The 17,583-nt window shown below is 35.2% G+C and carries 17 protein-coding genes; 10 read left to right on the plus strand and 7 right to left on the minus strand.

Annotation, left to right across the window (positions count from 1 at the left end; genetic code table 11):
- Nucleotides 1–41: 41 nt before the first annotated feature.
- From BA768_RS15435 to BA768_RS15445, 3 genes are all read right to left on the minus strand, one after another.
- Nucleotides 42–2,081: a S9 family peptidase gene (locus BA768_RS15435; RefSeq protein WP_065721476.1), complete on the minus strand. Its 2,040-nt coding sequence runs from the start codon at nucleotides 2,079–2,081 to the stop codon at nucleotides 42–44.
- A 91-nt stretch (nucleotides 2,082–2,172) separates the two neighbouring features.
- Nucleotides 2,173–2,913, minus strand: a complete 741-nt coding sequence (locus tag BA768_RS15440) for a uroporphyrinogen-III synthase (protein ID WP_034677853.1) — start codon at nucleotides 2,911–2,913, stop codon at nucleotides 2,173–2,175.
- 12 nt (nucleotides 2,914–2,925) lie between these two features.
- Entirely contained in the window at nucleotides 2,926–3,594 is a 669-nt protein-coding gene (locus tag BA768_RS15445; RefSeq protein ID WP_065721477.1) for a DUF4271 domain-containing protein, read from the minus strand.
- A 75-nt stretch (nucleotides 3,595–3,669) separates the two neighbouring features.
- On the opposite strand from BA768_RS15445, the gene BA768_RS15450 reads away from it, so the two are divergent.
- From BA768_RS15450 to BA768_RS15465, 4 genes are read left to right on the plus strand one after another with little or no spacing between them, the layout of a single operon-like run.
- Nucleotides 3,670–4,386, plus strand: a complete 717-nt coding sequence (locus BA768_RS15450; RefSeq protein ID WP_065721478.1) for a polyprenol monophosphomannose synthase — start codon at nucleotides 3,670–3,672, stop codon at nucleotides 4,384–4,386.
- Nucleotides 4,383–4,757, plus strand: a complete 375-nt coding sequence (locus BA768_RS15455; RefSeq protein ID WP_083206705.1) for a DUF4296 domain-containing protein — start codon at nucleotides 4,383–4,385, stop codon at nucleotides 4,755–4,757. Before BA768_RS15450 ends, BA768_RS15455 begins: the two co-directional genes overlap by 4 nt.
- 45 nt (nucleotides 4,758–4,802) lie before the next feature.
- Nucleotides 4,803–5,933, plus strand: coding sequence for a tRNA guanosine(34) transglycosylase Tgt (tgt, locus tag BA768_RS15460; protein WP_065721480.1), 1,131 nt, complete (start codon nucleotides 4,803–4,805; stop codon nucleotides 5,931–5,933).
- A 17-nt stretch (nucleotides 5,934–5,950) separates the two neighbouring features.
- The gene (locus BA768_RS15465) at nucleotides 5,951–7,063 is read left to right on the plus strand and encodes an LptF/LptG family permease (protein ID WP_034677858.1); all 1,113 of its coding nucleotides are present in this window, start codon (nucleotides 5,951–5,953) and stop codon (nucleotides 7,061–7,063) included.
- On the opposite strand, the gene BA768_RS15470 is transcribed toward BA768_RS15465, so the two are convergent.
- On the minus strand, nucleotides 7,057–7,773 hold the full coding sequence (locus BA768_RS15470) for a biotin--[acetyl-CoA-carboxylase] ligase (RefSeq protein WP_065721481.1): 717 nt from the start codon (nucleotides 7,771–7,773) through the stop codon (nucleotides 7,057–7,059). The genes BA768_RS15465 and BA768_RS15470 overlap by 7 nt on opposite strands.
- Before the next feature lie 86 nt (nucleotides 7,774–7,859).
- On the opposite strand from BA768_RS15470, the gene rsfS reads away from it, so the two are divergent.
- From rsfS to BA768_RS15500, 6 genes are all read left to right on the plus strand, one after another.
- Nucleotides 7,860–8,228 carry a ribosome silencing factor gene (gene rsfS, locus BA768_RS15475; RefSeq protein ID WP_034677860.1) on the plus strand — a complete coding sequence of 123 codons (369 nt, stop codon included), beginning with the start codon at nucleotides 7,860–7,862 and terminating at the stop codon, nucleotides 8,226–8,228.
- A 16-nt stretch (nucleotides 8,229–8,244) separates the two neighbouring features.
- The gene (gene ftsH / locus BA768_RS15480; RefSeq protein WP_034677861.1) at nucleotides 8,245–10,254 is read left to right on the plus strand and encodes an ATP-dependent zinc metalloprotease FtsH; all 2,010 of its coding nucleotides are present in this window, start codon (nucleotides 8,245–8,247) and stop codon (nucleotides 10,252–10,254) included.
- 134 nt (nucleotides 10,255–10,388) lie between these two features.
- Nucleotides 10,389–10,970: an LUD domain-containing protein gene (locus BA768_RS15485; RefSeq protein WP_034677862.1), complete on the plus strand. Its 582-nt coding sequence runs from the start codon at nucleotides 10,389–10,391 to the stop codon at nucleotides 10,968–10,970.
- A 23-nt stretch (nucleotides 10,971–10,993) separates the two neighbouring features.
- Nucleotides 10,994–11,866 (plus strand): phosphatidate cytidylyltransferase, encoded by an 873-nt coding sequence (locus BA768_RS15490; RefSeq protein ID WP_065721482.1) that lies wholly within the window; start codon nucleotides 10,994–10,996, stop codon nucleotides 11,864–11,866.
- Between the two features lie 4 nt (nucleotides 11,867–11,870).
- Complete coding sequence (locus BA768_RS15495; protein ID WP_065721483.1) at nucleotides 11,871–12,524, plus strand: phosphatidylserine decarboxylase family protein; 654 nt, start codon at nucleotides 11,871–11,873, stop codon at nucleotides 12,522–12,524.
- Nucleotides 12,525–12,774: 250 nt separating this feature from the next.
- Nucleotides 12,775–14,103 carry a peptide-N-glycosidase F-related protein gene (locus BA768_RS15500; RefSeq protein WP_065721484.1) on the plus strand — a complete coding sequence of 443 codons (1,329 nt, stop codon included), beginning with the start codon at nucleotides 12,775–12,777 and terminating at the stop codon, nucleotides 14,101–14,103.
- Between the two features lie 50 nt (nucleotides 14,104–14,153).
- Here the strand turns inward: BA768_RS15500 and BA768_RS15505 are convergent, their stop codons facing one another.
- Genes BA768_RS15505 through BA768_RS15515 form a run of 3 tightly spaced genes read right to left on the minus strand, consistent with a single transcriptional unit; the run spans nucleotide 14,154 to nucleotide 17,329 of the window.
- Nucleotides 14,154–14,501, minus strand: coding sequence for a DUF1801 domain-containing protein (locus BA768_RS15505; RefSeq protein ID WP_034677866.1), 348 nt, complete (start codon nucleotides 14,499–14,501; stop codon nucleotides 14,154–14,156).
- Between the two features lie 22 nt (nucleotides 14,502–14,523).
- Nucleotides 14,524–16,353 carry an ABC transporter ATP-binding protein gene (locus BA768_RS15510; RefSeq protein WP_065721485.1) on the minus strand — a complete coding sequence of 610 codons (1,830 nt, stop codon included), beginning with the start codon at nucleotides 16,351–16,353 and terminating at the stop codon, nucleotides 14,524–14,526.
- A 52-nt stretch (nucleotides 16,354–16,405) separates the two neighbouring features.
- Nucleotides 16,406–17,329, minus strand: a complete 924-nt coding sequence (locus tag BA768_RS15515) for a M28 family peptidase (RefSeq protein ID WP_065721486.1) — start codon at nucleotides 17,327–17,329, stop codon at nucleotides 16,406–16,408.
- Nucleotides 17,330–17,583: the final 254 nt, after the last annotated feature.

Below are 17,583 nucleotides of genomic sequence, written 5' to 3' on the forward strand. Positions count from 1 at the left end.
TGAAATTTAAATCAAGCTTCCTGCACCTAGCATCCAACACATTATTTTTCAAGTTTAAGTAAAAACGCAAATTCCAAAGCATCTTCTTTTAAAGATTCAAATCTTCCGCTTGCGCCGCCGTGTCCGGAACTCATATCGGTTTTGAAAATTAAAATATTATTATCTGTTTTTAATTCTCTCAATTTTGCCGTCCATTTTGCCGGTTCCCAATATTGCACCTGAGAATCGTGAAATCCTGTTGTGATCAGAATATTAGGATATTCTTTTGCTTCAACATTGTCATACGGTGAGTACTCTTTCATGTAATGGTAATATTCTTCATCATTCGGATTTCCCCATTCGTCATATTCTCCGGTTGTCAAAGGAATTGTTTCGTCCAACATTGTAGAAACTACATCTACAAAAGGAACTTGTGCTACAATTCCGTTGAATAGAGTAGGTTCGTAATTCATTACAGCTCCAACCAATAATCCTCCTGCACTTCCACCCATTGCATATAAATGTTTTGAAGAGGTGAAATTTTCTTTAATCAAATGTTTTCCGGCATCTATAAAATCGTAGAATGTATTTTTCTTGAACAGCATTTTTCCTTCTTCATACCATTCTCTTCCCAAATATTCTCCGCCACGAATGTGAGCAATTGCATAAATAAATCCTCTGTCGAGAATCGACAATCTCACATTCGAAAAACTCGCATCAACAGTGTGTCCGTAACTTCCGTAGCCATACAAAAGAACCGGGGTTTCCGCAGATTTTTTGGTGTCTTTATGATAAACCAGAGAAATAGGAATTTTTGCTTCCCCATCTCTCGAATCTGCCCAGATTCTTTCAGAAATATAATTTTCAACAAAGAATTTCCCACCCAAAACTTCCTGTTGTTTCAGGAGAGTGGTGGTTTTTTCTTTCATATTATACTCGTAGGTCGAGCTAGGCTGTGTCAAAGAGGTATAACCATAACGCAGAACTTCTGTGTCAAATTCAAGATTTACACCGATATAAGCCGTGTAAGTAGGATCCGAAAAAGGTAAATAATAAGATTCCTGCGTTTTTTCGTCAATGATTTTTATCTGGAGCAAACCTTCTTCTCTTTCTTCAAGAACCAGATAGTTTCTGAAAATTTCGAAACCTTCCAGTAACACTTTTTCTCGGTGCGGAATTACATCTACCCAGTTTTCCATTCCGCAATTCTCAATTTTTGTTTTTACAATTTTGAAATTGGTAGCGTCGTCTGCATTGGTAATGATGTAAAATTCATCTTCATAATGTTCTACCGAATATTCCAGATCATCAATTCTTGGCTGAATCACTTTCCATTCTGCAAAAACATTATCTGCAGGGATAAAATGATGCTCGTCTGAAATGGTGCTAGAACTCGCCATGAAAATATATTCCATCGATTTCGTTTTGAAAACATTCACGTCAAATGTTTCGTCTTTCTCATGGAAAATTAGAATATCTTCTGAAGTTTCAGTTCCGAGTTTGTGTCTGTAAACCTTGTAAGCGCGGAGACTTTCGTCTTTTCTGATGTAGAAAATATGTTCGTTATCGTTTGCCCAAACTGCTTTTCCGGTTGTATTTTCAATTTTGTCTTGAAGAATTTCTCCTGTTTTTAAATTTTTAAAATTTAAATTATAAATTCTTCTTCCTACGTTATCAGAAGAGAAAGAAGCTAATTCGTTATTAGGGCTTACTGCAACATTCGCCACCTCAAAAAAATCTTCTCCTTCTGCAAGAATGTTTACATCAAGAACAATTTCTTCTTTACTTTCAAGAGTTTTATACTTTCTGCAGAAAATGGGATATTCTTTTGCTTCTTCGTAACGTACATAGTACCAGAATTCGTTGAAAAAATAAGGCAAAGACTCGTCATCTTTTTTATATCTGGCCTTCATCTCCTCGAAAAGTTCTTCCTGAAGCTGCTCTGTGTCTTTCATCACAAATTCGCTGTACGCATTTTCTTCTTCAAGATATTTTATTACTTCGGGATTTTCTCTTTCATTCATCCAGAAATAATTGTCTGTCCTTCTGTCGCCGTGAATTTCGAGTGTTTTTTCTATTTTTTTTGCCTTGGGAGCTTCCATCTAATGTTAATTCTTGTTCAAATTTAATTAAAAAAAAACCATCTTTTCTTATTAATGAAAAGACGGCTATTTTTATAGATATACTTAAAGTCTATTTATGAAGAGCTTTGATATATTTTTCCAATGCCATAGTCATTGAAGGGGTTTCTTTTGTTGGTGCCATTAAATCTACTTTTAAGCCTGCGTCTTCTGCTGCTGCGGAAGTTGTAGGGCCAAAAACTCCGATTTTAGTTTCTTCCTGTTTGAAGTCGGGGAAGTTTTGCTGTAACGATTTAATTCCTTGCGGACTGAAGAAAATCAACATATCATAATCTTTGATGTTGATGTCTGTCAGATCACTGCAAACCGTTCTGTACATGATTGCTCTCGTCCATTCGATATTTGCTGCATCCAGAGTTTTCGGGATATCCGGACTCAAAACATCTGAAGAAGGTAGCAAGTATTTTTCGGAAGGAAATTTCTTGAAAAGCGGCAAAAGATCTGCGAAGTTTTTTTCGCCGAAGCTGATCTTTCTTTTTCTATACACAATATGCTTCTGAAGATAGTTGGCAATTGCCTCAGACTGACAAATGTATCTCATTGTGTCTGGTACAGAAAACCTCAGTTCTTCAGCAAGTCTGAAGTAATGATCAATCGCATTTTTACTGGTAAAAATTATACCTGTATATTGTGTGAGATCTATCTTTTGTGTTCTAAGTTCTTTGTTGTCTACTCCTTCGACGTGGATAAAAGGGCGGAAGTCAATCTTTATTTTTTCCTTCTTCGCAATTTCCAAATATGGAGAAGACTCACTAGGTGCTGGTTGAGAAACCAATATTGACTTTATTCTCATCATGTACTTTTATTAAATAAATAATAACTTCCAAAGCATCATCAGCGGTGCAATTTGGAGGGTGCAAATATACAAAAATTTATAATACCATTTTTGTGGTAAGATGTTGTTTCTGTGAAACAAATAGAAAAATACCTTGAAAATGAAGACAAAACAGAAAAAACACAAATAATAAATAAATGCACTATTTCTGTCTATCGGAAAATAGTAGTGGGTTACACACAAAATAATGAGTAAAACTGAAAGGATGAAGTGAAATTTGGTAGAGGTAAAATAAAAAATACTCCATTTTTTTCCGTCACCTATCGATTGGAAAAATAAAAATCCTAAAGCTGTTCTTACAAAATAAAAAAGCGAAATAATAACTATAGTATAGCCGATTTTATTCAGTTGATATCCGAAAGGCTGAAATTCGGCAATATATTTCGGGATGATCGGAACATATTGGGAGACCAAAACACTTAAGCTTAAAATAGTAACCACAGAAGTAATGATCCAGCTCGGAAGATTATTACTTGCATCATAATATTTTTGAAGAAGAAAATCTTTTAGATTGGCCTCGCGCTCCACGATATTCATCATAAAGATGTATAAAAAAAGACATCCTATAAGGATAAAAACTACCCAATCATTATTTTCAGGTATTCTTACTTCGTTTTTGAAAGATTGTAATAATGGCAAAGGAAATTTTTTGCAAAATTATAGATTATTTTGTATAAAATAAAAAACTTAAATAAACTATCTTTGCAAACTGAAATGAAAAAACTCGTCATAATTCCGACCTATAACGAAAAGGAAAATATAGAAGCTATAATTTCCGCTGTTTTTGCATTGGAAGAAGAGTTTCACATTCTGGTGGTAGACGATTCTTCGCCAGACAAAACAGCCGACATCGTAAAAGAACTTCAGAAAAAGTTTTCTCACAATCTTCATATTTCCATAAGACACATTAAAGACGGTTTAGGAAAGGCATATATTCATGGTTTTAAATGGGCACTTCAAAACAATTATGATTACATTTTTGAGATGGATGCCGATTTTTCACATGATCCAAAAGATTTGCCCAAACTTTTCGAAGCCTGCAAAAATGCAGACATGGCAGTAGGTTCACGTTATTCTAAAGGGGTAAACGTGGTGAACTGGCCAATGGGAAGAGTTTTGCTCTCCTATTTTGCTTCAAAATATGTAAGATTTATTTTGGGACTTCCTATTCACGATACAACTGCAGGTTTTGTATGTTTTTCGAGAAGAGTTTTAGAAGAAATAGGTTTAGAGAATGTTAAATTAAAAGGATACGGTTTCCAGATTGAGATGAAATTCAGAACTTTCAGGAAAGGCTTCAAAATTGTAGAAGTTCCTATTATTTTTACCAACAGAATTTTAGGTGAAAGTAAAATGAACGGCGGAATTATTCATGAAGCAGTGTTTGGAGTTTTAAATTTAAAATGGAAATCAATGATCAACAGGTTATGAAAAAGCTGATTTGTTTTTTGATCTTTTTGTTTTTTGTTTCCTGCAGCGAATATGTAGACAAACCAAAAAATCTGATCGATAAGACCAAAATGTCGGAAATTATTGCCGATATGGCGATTAATGATCAGGTTATTAATTTATATCCGGGAACAAATTTAGAAAGCGGAACAAGATTTATTCTGAAAACTCACAACGTAAAAACCGACGATTTTATAGTAAGTTACCGATATTATATCGTGAAACAGAAAATGGAGGGGATTGTGAATGATGCTCAGAAAATTATTATAGAAAAAGACCCGAAGTCTGAAAAGAAAATAAAAGGTAATACCGAAATTAAAACGACAGAATTACCCAAACTTGAAAGACGATAATGAAGTAATGCTTCTCGATCCTAAAGGAAGCTAAAATGTAAAAGAATGAATTTTTTTAATATAGAAAAAACCTCAGAAGGAAAAGCCAGAGCGGGAGTTTTATCCACCGATCACGGAACGGTTCAGACACCGATATTTATGCCTGTAGGAACTGTTGCAAGTGTGAAAACCGTTCACCAGAGAGAAATAAAAGATGATATTAAAGCTCAGATCATTTTGGGAAATACCTATCATCTTTATCTTCGTCCGGGAATGGAAGTGATGGAAGCAGCAGGAGGCTTACATAAATTTATGAATTGGGATCTTCCGATTCTTACCGATTCAGGAGGTTTTCAAGTGTTTTCGCTGTCAGGTAGCAGAAAAATGTCTGAAGAAGGAGTGAAATTCAAATCTCACATCGACGGAAGCTATCATTTATTTACTCCGGAGAAGTCTATGGAGATTCAACGACAGATCGGAGCCGATATTTTTATGGCTTTTGATGAATGTGTTGCATATCCTTGCGATTACAATCAGGTGAAACTTTCAATGGAAATGACGCATCGCTGGTTAAAAAGATGCATCGACTGGAATGCAGAAAACCCTGAATTATATGGTCATAAGCAAAGATTTTTCCCAATCGTTCAAGGTTCTACTTATTCAGATTTAAGAAAAATTTCGGCTGAAGTTATTGCTGAAGCAGGAGCTGAAGGAAATGCAATAGGCGGGCTTTCTGTAGGTGAGCCTGAAGAAGAAATGTACAGAATTACCGATGAGGTCACCGATATTTTACCAAAAGATAAACCGAGATATTTGATGGGAGTGGGAACTCCGTGGAATATTTTAGAATCTATCGGTCTCGGAATCGATATGATGGATTGTGTAATGCCGACGAGAAATGCGAGAAATGCAATGCTTTTCACTTGGCAAGGCGTGATGAATATGAAAAATGAAAAATGGAAGAAAGATTTTTCTCCGTTGGACGAATTTGGGACAAGTTTTGTTGATCATGAATATTCAAAAGCGTATCTGCGTCATTTATTTGTATCTAAAGAATATTTGGCAAAACAAATTGCATCAATCCATAATCTTGCATTTTACTTAGATTTGGTAAAAGTGGCGAGAGAACATATCTTAGCGGGAGATTTCTATCAGTGGAAAGAATCTGTTGTACCTGTACTAAGACAAAGACTGTAAAAAATATTTAAGACAAAATGCTTAAAATAGTAGACGGATATATCGTAAAAAAATACCTTGGAACTTTTAGTTTCATGTTGATATTGCTGTCTATTGTGGTTTTGGTTATTGATGTTCAGCAGAAAATTCCGCGTATCGAGAGAGCTACGGCAATCGATCCGAAATTAGATCTGAATTATTTCTTAGTTCATTTTTACCCATTTTGGATTATCAATCTTGTGGTGACATTTTTGTCGATTCTTGTTTTCATATCGGTAATTTATTTCACCTCGAGAATGGCAAATAATACCGAAATTGTCGCCATTATAAGCAGTGGAGCAAGCTTTCACAGGTTTGCGAGACCTTATTTTTTGACTTCTCTTTTTATTGCGGTTATTTCTTTGGTAGTCAATCATTTTGTTTTACCGTGGGCTAATATTAAGAAAAACCAGCTAGAAGCATATACTTATAATGCCACCAATAAAGAGAAAATTTTAGGAACGGCTCCTGTTGCGGCGCAATTGAGTAAAACAGAATATATTTTCATCAATTCCTGGAATAAGCAGGAAAAAAGAGGCTATGGTTTCCTGTATCAAAAATTTGATAAGAACCGAAAGCTTGTTTATGAGCTGAAATCCACAGACGTGTATTGGCAACAGGCTAAAAAAAGCTTTATGCTGAATAGCTATCTCGAAAAAACAATTAATAAAGACGACTCTGAAAAACTCGGGCAAGGTTTTGAACTGAAAAAAGATTACGGACAAGATCCTGAAGAACTTTTCCCAAACGAACTTTTAGGACAAAATAAAACAACGCCGGAGCTGATTAAATTCATAGAACGCGAAAAAGATAAAGGGAACAGTAACCTGAATTCTCACCTCAATGAGTTTCATCAACGTACTTCAATGCCGGTTTCTATTATAATTTTAACCTTTTTAGCGCTTTCGCTTTCGTCTCAGAAGAAAAGAGGCGGATTGGGGATCAACCTTGCAATTGGTATTTCCTTAGCCTTTGTTTTTGTATTTTCATTCGAAGCCCTAAAGGTTGTATCAGAAAATAAAGTTTTGCCACCTGCGCTCGCTATGTGGCTTCCCAATATTGTGTTTTTACCGATTACCTTATTTTTATACTTAAAACGAGCCAATCAGTAAAGGAGTTTTATTTCTTTGTGATAAAAAGATTTTAGACCTGATTTTTCCAGATCGATCCAAAGTCTGCCGTTTTCGTCAGCATTTTTAATGATGCCATTTTGTCTTGAATTTTCCAGTTCAAAAACAGAGATTTCATCTTTTCTGAATAAATTTAAATTAAATTGGTCTAAAATATCCTTTTCAGCCGGAATATTATTGAGTTTCTCAATTAAATAATCATGAAATTCTTCCGTGAATTTTTTGAGTTCAAATCGATTTCCCGTTTGGGTTAGAAGTGATCCTGCATTATTTATTTCATCAAATTTTTCCTGGAGAATATTAATTCCGATTCCGATGATGAAATAGTTTTCGTTGTTGATTCTCTTTTTTTCGATCAGGATTCCGACGACCTTTTTATTTTTCAGAATTATATCATTCGGCCATTTTATTTTCACTATCTTTTCAGTCAAATTGGCAAGATAGCTTTGTACTGCGATTGCGGTATAATAATTGAACATAAAATCGGAATGAGTAACCGACTCTGTTTTTACAGCCAATGTGTAAGCTAAATTTTGCCCGATAGCTGATTTCCAGGTGTTTCCGTACTGCCCTTTTCCTTTTGTCTGGTTAAAAGTATACAAACCTACAAAATTTGACTGCGGATAAAGTAAAAGCTGAGGTATTTCGTCATTAGTAGAAGAACACTCGGTGCGGTAAAACAGCTCACTCATTTAAGAAAACTTTAAGACTTTAAAAGGCTAAAAGTAAGGCTAAAGTAAAAGAAAAACAATAAATTTGCAGATTATAGTATTTTTTAATGAATAAAACAGCAGAAAAACAAGAATTATTAGATAAAATCGTTGAAGCCATACAGGATGTAAAGGGAGAAGATATTATGATCTTCGATCTTTCTAAAATTGAAAATTCTGTGGCAGAAACTTTCGTAATATGTAGCGGAAATTCTAATACACAGGTAAATGCATTGGCAGGAAGTGTAGAGAAAAAAGTGAGAAACGAACTAAAAGAAAGACCTTGGCACGTAGAAGGTACCGAAAACGCAATGTGGGTTTTGGTAGATTACGTTTCGGTGGTGGTGCATATTTTCCAGAAACAGACTCGTGAATATTACGATATCGAAGAACTTTGGGGAGATGCAAAAATTACCAAAATAGAAAATGAAATATAAATTTTAAAAGTAATAGATGAATAATAAAGGATTTAACTGGTTTTTCCCCATTATGATCATAGCTCTTTTGCTATTCTTTGTCACCACTTCTTTAGGTGACAGTGGGGCAAAATCTATTGATGAAGACAGCTTTTTCAAAGAAATGCAGGCTGGGAAAATCCAGAAAGTGCTAATAGACAAGCAAAAGCAGAATGCTGAGGTTTATTTAACACAAAATGCAAAAACAGAAACAGTAAAAACTCAAGATAAAAGTCCGGCTCTGTTTCCGTCACTGGGAATGACTCCAAAAGCAGATTTTACACTGAAATATGGTGATTTGCAGTTGTTCTTAGCAAAGTTTGAAACGCTAAAAGCTGAAAATCCTGCAATCAAAACAACTAAGGATTATGCGGAAGGTGAAAGTCCTTTGATGAGTATTCTTATTCAGGCATTAATCTGGATTGCAATCTTAGGATTGTTCTACTTCATTCTTTTCAGAAAAATGGGAAGTGGAGGCGGTCCTGGAGGACAGATTTTCTCAATTGGTAAGTCTAAAGCCAAACTTTTTGACGAAAAAGAAAGAATTCAGACAACATTTAAGGATGTTGCTGGTTTAGAAGGTGCTAAAGAGGAAGTTCAGGAAGTTGTAGATTTCTTGAAGAACTCAGAAAAATATACAAAACTGGGAGGTAAAATTCCTAAAGGTGTACTTTTAGTAGGTCCTCCGGGAACAGGTAAAACCTTGTTGGCAAAAGCTGTAGCAGGTGAAGCGAAAGTTCCTTTCTTCTCACTTTCCGGTTCAGATTTTGTTGAAATGTTTGTTGGAGTAGGTGCTTCAAGAGTGAGGGATCTTTTTGCTCAGGCTAAAGCTAAATCTCCTGCAATTATCTTTATTGATGAGATCGACGCCATTGGTAGAGCGAGAGGTAAAAATAATTTCTCAGGTGGAAACGACGAAAGAGAAAATACCCTGAACCAGCTTCTTACAGAAATGGATGGTTTCGGAACCGATACCAACGTGATTGTAATGGCCGCAACCAACAGAGCAGATATTTTAGATAAAGCTTTGATGAGAGCGGGTCGTTTTGACCGTTCGATTTATGTAGACCTTCCGGAGCTTCATGAAAGAAGACAGATTTTTGATGTTCATTTAAACAAAATCAAATTAGACGGAACGGTAGACAGAGAGTTTTTGGCAAAACAGACACCTGGTTTCAGTGGAGCAGATATTGCGAATGTTTGTAATGAAGCAGCTTTAATTGCGGCAAGAAACAATCATGAATCGGTAACAAAACAAGATTTCCTTGATGCTGTAGACAGAATTATTGGCGGTCTTGAGAAGAAGAATAAAGCAATCAAGCCTTCTGAAAAGAGAAGAGTAGCTTATCACGAAGCAGGGCATGCAACAATTTCATGGTTGGTAGAACACGCTTCGCCATTGTTGAAAGTAACAATTGTTCCGAGAGGACGTTCTTTAGGAGCGGCTTGGTATCTTCCGGAAGAAAGACAATTGACAACTACTGAACAGATGCTGGACGAAATGTGTGCAACTTTGGGAGGTAGAGCAGCAGAACAGGTGATTTTCAACAATATATCTACAGGAGCACTTTCTGATTTGGAAAGCGTAACGAAGAGAGCTCAGGCGATGGTTACAATCTATGGTTTGAGTCCGAATATTGGTAATATTTCTTACTATGACAGCTCAGGCCAGTCTGAATATTCATTCGGAAAACCTTATTCCGAAGAAACCGCTAAGAAAATTGATATTGAGATCAAAGGTATTATCGAAAATCAATACGACAGAGCGATTCAGATCCTGACTGATAATAAAGATAAGCTTGATGCTTTGGCAAGTAAGCTGTTAGAAAAAGAGGTAATCTTCCGTGAAGATCTTGAAGAAATCTTCGGGAAAAGAGCTTGGGATCCTGAGTTGACAGAAAAACCGGTAACCAATACAATTCCGGATAAAGAAGTTATAGGAGAACAGCCGTCTGAAGATGTTAAAGACAACGAAATTCAGGCTCCTGAAAGTTCTACACAAATCTAAATTTGCATCAGCATTTTCATATAAAACCCGACAAAGATTTATTTGTCGGGTTTTTTGTGATTTAAAACTATATTCTTAGACGAATTATAATTATATTTTCTATTTTTGTATAAAGTTGACTAAAATATACTAAGTTGAGTTTATTTAAAAAGATTGTAAGCAAACTTACCAACCAGCCCGAACCAGAAGAAAAACAAAGTCTGGAAAAGCTTGGAGATTCGCTGAAAAATGCAGATCTCGATTATAAGTTTGCACAATTATTTACGCATTCAGGTGGCTTTTTCAACTATTGTGCAGATGAGGCAGAAGCGCTGCAGACTTTAAATCAGATTTTGAAAATCGAAGGGATCAATTCTGTGTTTTGTTGTGATAAAGATTTGCAGGGATTTTTAAATGTTGTTAAAACAAATTATACTCCTGAATTAGAATCACGCAATGATGCTGCCTTTATCACCTGCGAATATCTTATTGCATATGACGGAAGAATCATGCTTTCGCACAATAATATTCTGCATTATCACTCTTCAAGACTTCCGGAGAAAATTATCATTATGGCAAACGTTTCTCAGATTGTCAATAATCTGAACGATGCAATGGGAAAGATAAAACGTACCGGAAATATCAAAAATCTTACTTCAATCAGTGGAAACCATTCTAAGCTGGATCCTGCTGCTAACAATAATACGAAGCTGTTCTTGCTATTGCTGGAAGATTAGCCTCGATTTCTAAACTATAAATTTTGGACAAAAATCTTATTCAGAGAACGCTTTCGGGGATTGTTTATGTGGCAGTTATTTTTCTTTGTACAACTCCTTTCGGGGCACAGCTTTTAGATACAGTTTCTCCCGGTCTTGTTCAGCAGCAATATCTTTATTATGGTTTAATCAGCCTGCTTTTATTGGTTGGAACCTGGGAATGCATGAAGATCATGAAGTTTGGCGACAGCTATGAAAAATGGGTTGTATTTCCCTTGGTCGTTTTTGTTTTTTATTTATTCTCCAAAAGATATTTTCAACACGGATTTTATTTTGATTTCAGATTATGGGAAATCTTGGCGCTTTCTTTAACGTTGATTGCCGTTGTTACTTTATTTAAATTTTCAAACGAACTTTATTTAGACAGCGGAAAGCTTATTTTTACAGTAATCTACGTTGCTTTACCATTTTCGTTTGCATTAGGTTTGCCTAAATATTCATCCTACGAAAATACATTTTCACTGGAAGTTATCTTCTTATTCTTACTGATTTGGAGCAGCGATACTTTTGCATATTTGGTTGGAAAGTTTTTAGGAAAGCATAAAATGGCTCCTAAAATTTCACCTAAGAAAACATGGGAAGGTTACATTGGAGGAGTTGTTTTAACTTTGGTTTTATCTTATTTCGTTGAGCAATATCAACCACAGCTTCGTGGAAACTGGATGATTGTCGGTTTTCTGATTGCTGCATTTGCTCCTTTGGGGGATTTGGTTGAAAGTCAATTGAAAAGAAATTTCGGGGTAAAAGACAGCGGAAACATCATTCCGGGGCACGGTGGCGTATTAGACAGGCTCGATAGTTTTTTAATCTGCGTTCCTGTCGTATATTTGTACTTTATTATAGAAAAATTTATTTAAACTCATGAAATTACATAAGGAATCGAAAGGAACGATTACGGTTGCAACAATACTTTTTGCTATTATTGCAGCGGTATCTATTTATTTCCTTGAAATGTGGTCGCTTCTGATCATTATCCCGTTATTGGTTATTTACAGCTTGGTATTCTGGTTCTTCAGAGTTCCAAATCGTGATATTCAGGATCATGTGGAGAATGTGATCGCTCCGGTTGACGGAAAAGTAGTAATGATTAAAGAAGTAGAGGAGGATGAATTTATCAAAGGAAAAGCCATTCAGGTTTCTATCTTTATGTCTCCCTTGAATGTTCACATCTGTAGATATCCGGTTTCCGGAAATGTGATTTACAAGAAATATCATCCGGGAAAATATTTGGTTGCATGGCATGAAAAATCTTCTACAGAGAATGAAAGAACAACGGTTGCTGTAGAAAGCTTAACTCATCATAAAGTGGTTTTCAGACAGATTGCAGGATATGTTGCCAGAAGAATTGTTTTCTATTGTAATGAAGGCGATGCAGCCAAAGCAGGACATGAGTTTGGTTTCATCAAATTCGGTTCAAGAATGGATATCTTCCTTCCTTTGGATACAGAAATTATCTGCAAAATTGGTGATAAAACGAAAGGGGGTGTTGATGTTATTGCTAAAATGAGAGATTAATACTTTAAAAAAAATATATCATAAGAGCTGTTTCGGAAGGAACGGCTTTTTTAATGATTAAAATGTAAAAACTCTATATACATCTGTTGTTTTGATTGTTGACAGATTGAAGCAGGTAATAGATTATCTTTAATAAAAATTTACTTTAAATTTAAATTCTTTGATGTTTTGATACTCATTTAATACTTTTACCTTTTTTATTATTCTTATTAGTCGTAGTTTTGCCTGAAATCGACAATTTAATATTTAAATGAAAAAAATTCTACTTCCTTTAATGATCTTGGCAGGTTTAAGCAAAACAGCTGCACAAACAACAATCAATGTATTTTCTCAAATTGTTTTTTATGACGGTTATGCTGCAAATGTTTCTAATCCCGTTCCTGCCAATACAATCCGGTTGGCAAATTACAGATATGCTAAAAAATTAACGGATGCAGAACTGAATTCATTTCAGAATAAAATTACCATGAATGTAACGATTGGTGCATTGTGTGATAATTATGACAGAATTGGAGGGGTACATATTGCGCTGGTTCCGAAAAATCAATTGACTTACACGCTAAGTGACACCGGAGTAAAAAGAATCGAAATCGGAAGGTATATTACTCCTTTCATGAATAAAAATATTTCTCCGACTTCTGTTCCTTATACTTATGAATTGGATAATCTATACGCTGTGTTTAGTAACACTGCCATTAGAAATACTTACGATATCTATGTAGAGCTTGATGTCTTTGGTGTTCCATATACTGCAAATACACAAGTTGTAGGTTGTGCGGGAAGAAATGATGTTTTCGAAGGTACGCTGGATTTTGTTACATCGAATGATCCAACTATCACAAATTCTTATAATAATCTGCTTCCTCTTTTAGATTCAAATGAGCTTAATAATTACAACAGTACGGATCAGCCGGGAGAAACGGTAAGACTTGTAAATTTTAGCCTAAATCAAAGTACAGATAATGCTAAGTTTTTTATTGTTTCAACTCCGCATGGAGCTAATTCTGGCGGTGAAGAATATGTGAGAAGGCAAAATTTTGTTTATTTGGATAACGCACAGGTTTTAACGTTTACTCCGGGAGGAAAATCTTGTGAGCCTTACAGAATGTACAATACGCAGGGAAATGGTATCTATGGAACAACTGTAAAAACCACACTTTGGTGGACATCGTGGAACAACTGGTGTCCAGGAGATTCTGTCCCTATCAGAAGCTTTACATCTACTTCACTTGCAGCGGGAAATCATACCATAAAATATGAAGTTCCTACTGCGGTATTTCAGGGGCAGGATGGTAGAATTGTGCTTTCGATGTATATGCAGAGTACGAATCAGATGTTGTCGGTAAAAGATCTTTCGACGGTTGATGTTTCTGTTTTTCCGAATCCTACTGCAGATTTTGTAAATATTAAATCTGATAAAAAGGTGAAAAATATTATCGTTTATTCTTTGGATGGGAAAAGATTGAATGAAGTAAAAGATTCGAGAGTCGATCTTACTGCTTATCCGAAAGGAGGCTATTTGCTTGATATTACTTTGGAAGGAGGCCTGCAGTTTAAACATAAAATAATCAAGAAATAATTTTCAACATTTCCATAAAAAGAAGAGAAGCCAATTTTGGTTTCTCTTTTTTATTTGATGTACTGTTTTACCTCTGTGATCAGATTTAAAATTAAATCAACCGGCAAATCCTCACTTTCGTCAATTAAAAGGATTTTAAACTTCTTTCTGCCTTCGCTGATGAGCAAAGGGTGATCTAATCGGTCGCCGTGATAGAAACTAATGTAATGTTTTTTGTGTTTCTTGCTGTAATATAGGTAACACAGCATTTTCTTTTTAAATTTAAAAAAGGGCAACCCAAAACTTAAAGTTTCGGTAATATTTTCGGTATCCGATTCTAAGATCTTTTTTCTCAAAAACAAAAGAGTACTTCTTTCAGGCTCATCGATTCTGTAGAAGTACTCTTGTATAGGATTCATTTTAAATTAGATTTAAAATATATTAGTCAAAATTCTGAAGTTCAACCAGTTTTCGGTAAGTTCCTCCGCGAGCAATCAAATCATGATGGCTTCCCTGTTCAACGATTTTCCCTTTTTCCATCACCACAATCCAATCTGCTTTCTGGATAGTTGAAAGTCGGTGTGCGATCACAAGTGAAGTACGGTTTTCCATCATTTTTTCCAAAGCTTCCTGCACGAATTTCTCTGATTCAGTATCCAAAGCAGAAGTTGCTTCATCTAAAATCATAATCGGCGGATTTTTAAGAACGGCTCTTGCAATGGAAATTCTCTGCTTCTGACCTCCTGAAAGTTTTCCTCCGGCCTCACCGATATTAGTATCGTACTGATCGGGAAGATCCATAATGAAATCATGGGCATTGGCAACTTTTGCGGCATTTTGAACCTGTTCTAAAGTTGCATTCGGTATTCCGAGCGAAATATTATTTCTGATGGAATCATTAAACAAAATATTGTCTTGGGTAACCAATCCAAACAGTTTTATGTAGTTGGATAGTTTTATATTTTTAATATTTTCTCCGTCTACAAGAATTTCTCCCTGGTCTACATCATAAAAACGGGTGATAAGATTGGCAATTGTACTTTTTCCGCTACCACTTTGTCCTACTAATGCCACAGTTTTACCTTTGGGAATCGTAAGTGAAAAGTCTTTCAGGACATCTCTTTCTTCATACCCAAAAGTGATGTTTTTAAACTCTACATTATGGTCGAAACCGTTGATTTCCTTTGCTCCTTCTATCTCCTTGATATGATAATCTGCATCTAGAATTTCAAAAATTCTTTTTGCTGAAACTTCACCTTTCTGAATATTCGAAATTGCAGACGAAAGCGCTTTTAAGGGTTGTAAAATGGTATAGAATAAGGCAATGTAAGTAATAAACTCACTTCCGGATAAACCTTTCCCCTGAATCGCTAATCTTCCGCCGAAATATACAATCATACCGATGGTGACTGCTCCCAAAAGCTCACTTACAGGCGAAGCTAAAGCTTTCTTCTTAAAAAGACGTAAAGAAAGAAATCTTATTCTATTCAGAACATCATCAAACCTTTTCTTGATTTGAGGGGATGCGTCAAAGATTTTAATAATTTTAAGGCCTACTAAAGTTTCATCTACAAAAGAGTACATTTTTCCCAATTCGTTTTGTGCTTCTCCTGTATCTCGTTTAAGGCTTTTCCCGATCATTGAAATGATGGTACCCATAATCGGAAAAACGATCAAGGTGAAAATAGTCAGCTCAAAGTTGGAATATAAAAGATAGCCCATTGTAATAATAATCACAATCGGGGAACGTATAATGTCGATTAAACTGTTGAGAATGTTGCCCTCGACTTCACCAACATCGGAGGTGATTCTCGCAAAAACGTCTCCTTTTCTGGAATTCGTAAAAAACGAAACCGGTAAATCTAAAATTTTATCATGAAGTTTAATTCTGAAATCCCTGGAAACACCTGTTCTTGAAAATGTAAGGTAAAACTCTGAAAAGTAGCTGAAGATATTTCTCAGGAAAAACATAGAGATAAACAGGATGCAGGTAATCAAAAGAATATATTCAGGACCTTTTTCTATCTGCAGTTGCTGAATGTAATAATTAAAACTATCTTTTAAAAATGATCCGGCTTTGGTGATACCTTCGTACACCGGCTGTGAACTGACTTTCTTTGCTTCTTTATCAAAAAGGATATTCAATACAGGCATGAAAAAAAGCATGGCAATAATATTGAACAGGGCATAAAGAATATTAAAGAAAATACCAATCGCAATAGATTTTTTGTACGGAAGTATGTTGTCTATCGCTCGTTTATAATAACTCATTAAATTTTAGATTAATCTTACAAAAATAAGGAAATTTAAAGATAAGACGTTCTTAATTGAATTTTACTTTATCACTATACTTAGGATTGAAATTTTCAGGGTTCAATTTCTCTAAAGTTTTGGCAAAATTGTTGATAATCTGCGTCATGTTTTCGGAATTTACGATGCTCATATCGTCATTTGCATGATGATAATGCTTTATTTTGCTCATATCTGCAGTAGAAATAGAATGTGCAATAATTTTTTTCTTCACAAAGCTTACGTTATCCGATCTGTAAAACAGTTGCTGCTTCGCATAAGGATCAGGATGGATTTTTAAACCGTTTACGGCATTTTGGTTAAACAGTTCATCAAGATCTGAAAATTCGTCACCTGTAATGAAAACGGTATTTTCGCCAAATTCTGCTTCTGTAGCCACCATTTCAAAATTAAACAAAGCAGAAAGGTTGTTATAAATGGGGTCTAATTTTTTATCTTCAGAAATAGCCTGTGAACCCAACATTCCTTTTTCTTCCCCATTGAATGCCATGAAAACCATAGAAAATTCAGGAGTTTTACTTTTAAAATAATCGGCAATTCCTACCAAAGTTGTGATTCCGCTTGCGTCGTCATCTGCACCGTTGTAAATGTTGTCTCCGGATTTTTTGCTCATTCCGATATGATCGAAGTGTCCTGAAAATCCTAAAAATTTCTCTGAATTTCCTTTTTTAATCCCACAAACATTGTAAGCTGTTTTTCCTTTGTAATTAAAAGGAACGAGGTAAGAATTTCCTGTGCAATATTCAAGATTGTTTTCTTTGAAAAGCTGTGCAATGTATTCTGCTGCCTTATCGTTTTCGGGAGTTCCTATTTCGCGGCCTTTCATTTCGTCTGAAGACAACGTTGAAATCACAGTTTTTACTCTTTCTTCGGAAACATCCTGTGCAAAAGCTGAAGCTGTAAAAAGTGATAGGGAAAGATAGATTAGCTTTTTCATATTTAAATTGTATTATTTCTTTGATTTAATATTTTGATTATCGACTATCGGTCACAGTGCTTATTTTAACGCAAAGTTCACAAAGTTTTTTTTAACTACGAACTGTTTTATGGGTTCGCAAAGGCGTTTCACTCAGCAAAGAAAACTAAATCCTTAGGTCATTAGGATTGTGGTTATTCAATAATTATTAATTGAATGTGTCGCAAGTTTGTGTGAAATGTTGCAGAACCGTTAAAATATTTAATTCCAAAAGA

It is taken from the genome of Chryseobacterium sp. CBo1, from assembly GCF_001693475.1.
In the GTDB taxonomy this organism is placed as follows: domain Bacteria; phylum Bacteroidota; class Bacteroidia; order Flavobacteriales; family Weeksellaceae; genus Chryseobacterium; species Chryseobacterium formosense.

Excerpts from the sequence above, each read along its gene's own strand:
- BA768_RS15435 (WP_065721476.1), bottom strand. The coding sequence starts at position 2,081 with ATGGAAGCTCCCAAGGCAAAAAAAATAGAAAAAACACTCGAAATTCAC.
- BA768_RS15440 (WP_034677853.1), bottom strand. The coding sequence starts at position 2,913 with ATGAGAATAAAGTCAATATTGGTTTCTCAACCAGCACCTAGTGAGTCT.
- BA768_RS15450 (WP_065721478.1), top strand. The coding sequence starts at position 3,670 with ATGAAAAAACTCGTCATAATTCCGACCTATAACGAAAAGGAAAATATA.
- BA768_RS15455 (WP_083206705.1), top strand. The coding sequence starts at position 4,383 with ATGAAAAAGCTGATTTGTTTTTTGATCTTTTTGTTTTTTGTTTCCTGC.
- tgt (WP_065721480.1), top strand. The coding sequence starts at position 4,803 with ATGAATTTTTTTAATATAGAAAAAACCTCAGAAGGAAAAGCCAGAGCG.
- BA768_RS15465 (WP_034677858.1), top strand. The coding sequence starts at position 5,951 with ATGCTTAAAATAGTAGACGGATATATCGTAAAAAAATACCTTGGAACT.
- BA768_RS15470 (WP_065721481.1), bottom strand. The coding sequence starts at position 7,773 with ATGAGTGAGCTGTTTTACCGCACCGAGTGTTCTTCTACTAATGACGAA.
- rsfS (WP_034677860.1), top strand. The coding sequence starts at position 7,860 with ATGAATAAAACAGCAGAAAAACAAGAATTATTAGATAAAATCGTTGAA.
- ftsH (WP_034677861.1), top strand. The coding sequence starts at position 8,245 with ATGAATAATAAAGGATTTAACTGGTTTTTCCCCATTATGATCATAGCT.
- BA768_RS15495 (WP_065721483.1), top strand. The coding sequence starts at position 11,871 with ATGAAATTACATAAGGAATCGAAAGGAACGATTACGGTTGCAACAATA.
- BA768_RS15500 (WP_065721484.1), top strand. The coding sequence starts at position 12,775 with ATGAAAAAAATTCTACTTCCTTTAATGATCTTGGCAGGTTTAAGCAAA.
- BA768_RS15505 (WP_034677866.1), bottom strand. The coding sequence starts at position 14,501 with ATGAATCCTATACAAGAGTACTTCTACAGAATCGATGAGCCTGAAAGA.
- BA768_RS15510 (WP_065721485.1), bottom strand. The coding sequence starts at position 16,353 with ATGAGTTATTATAAACGAGCGATAGACAACATACTTCCGTACAAAAAA.
- BA768_RS15515 (WP_065721486.1), bottom strand. The coding sequence starts at position 17,329 with ATGAAAAAGCTAATCTATCTTTCCCTATCACTTTTTACAGCTTCAGCT.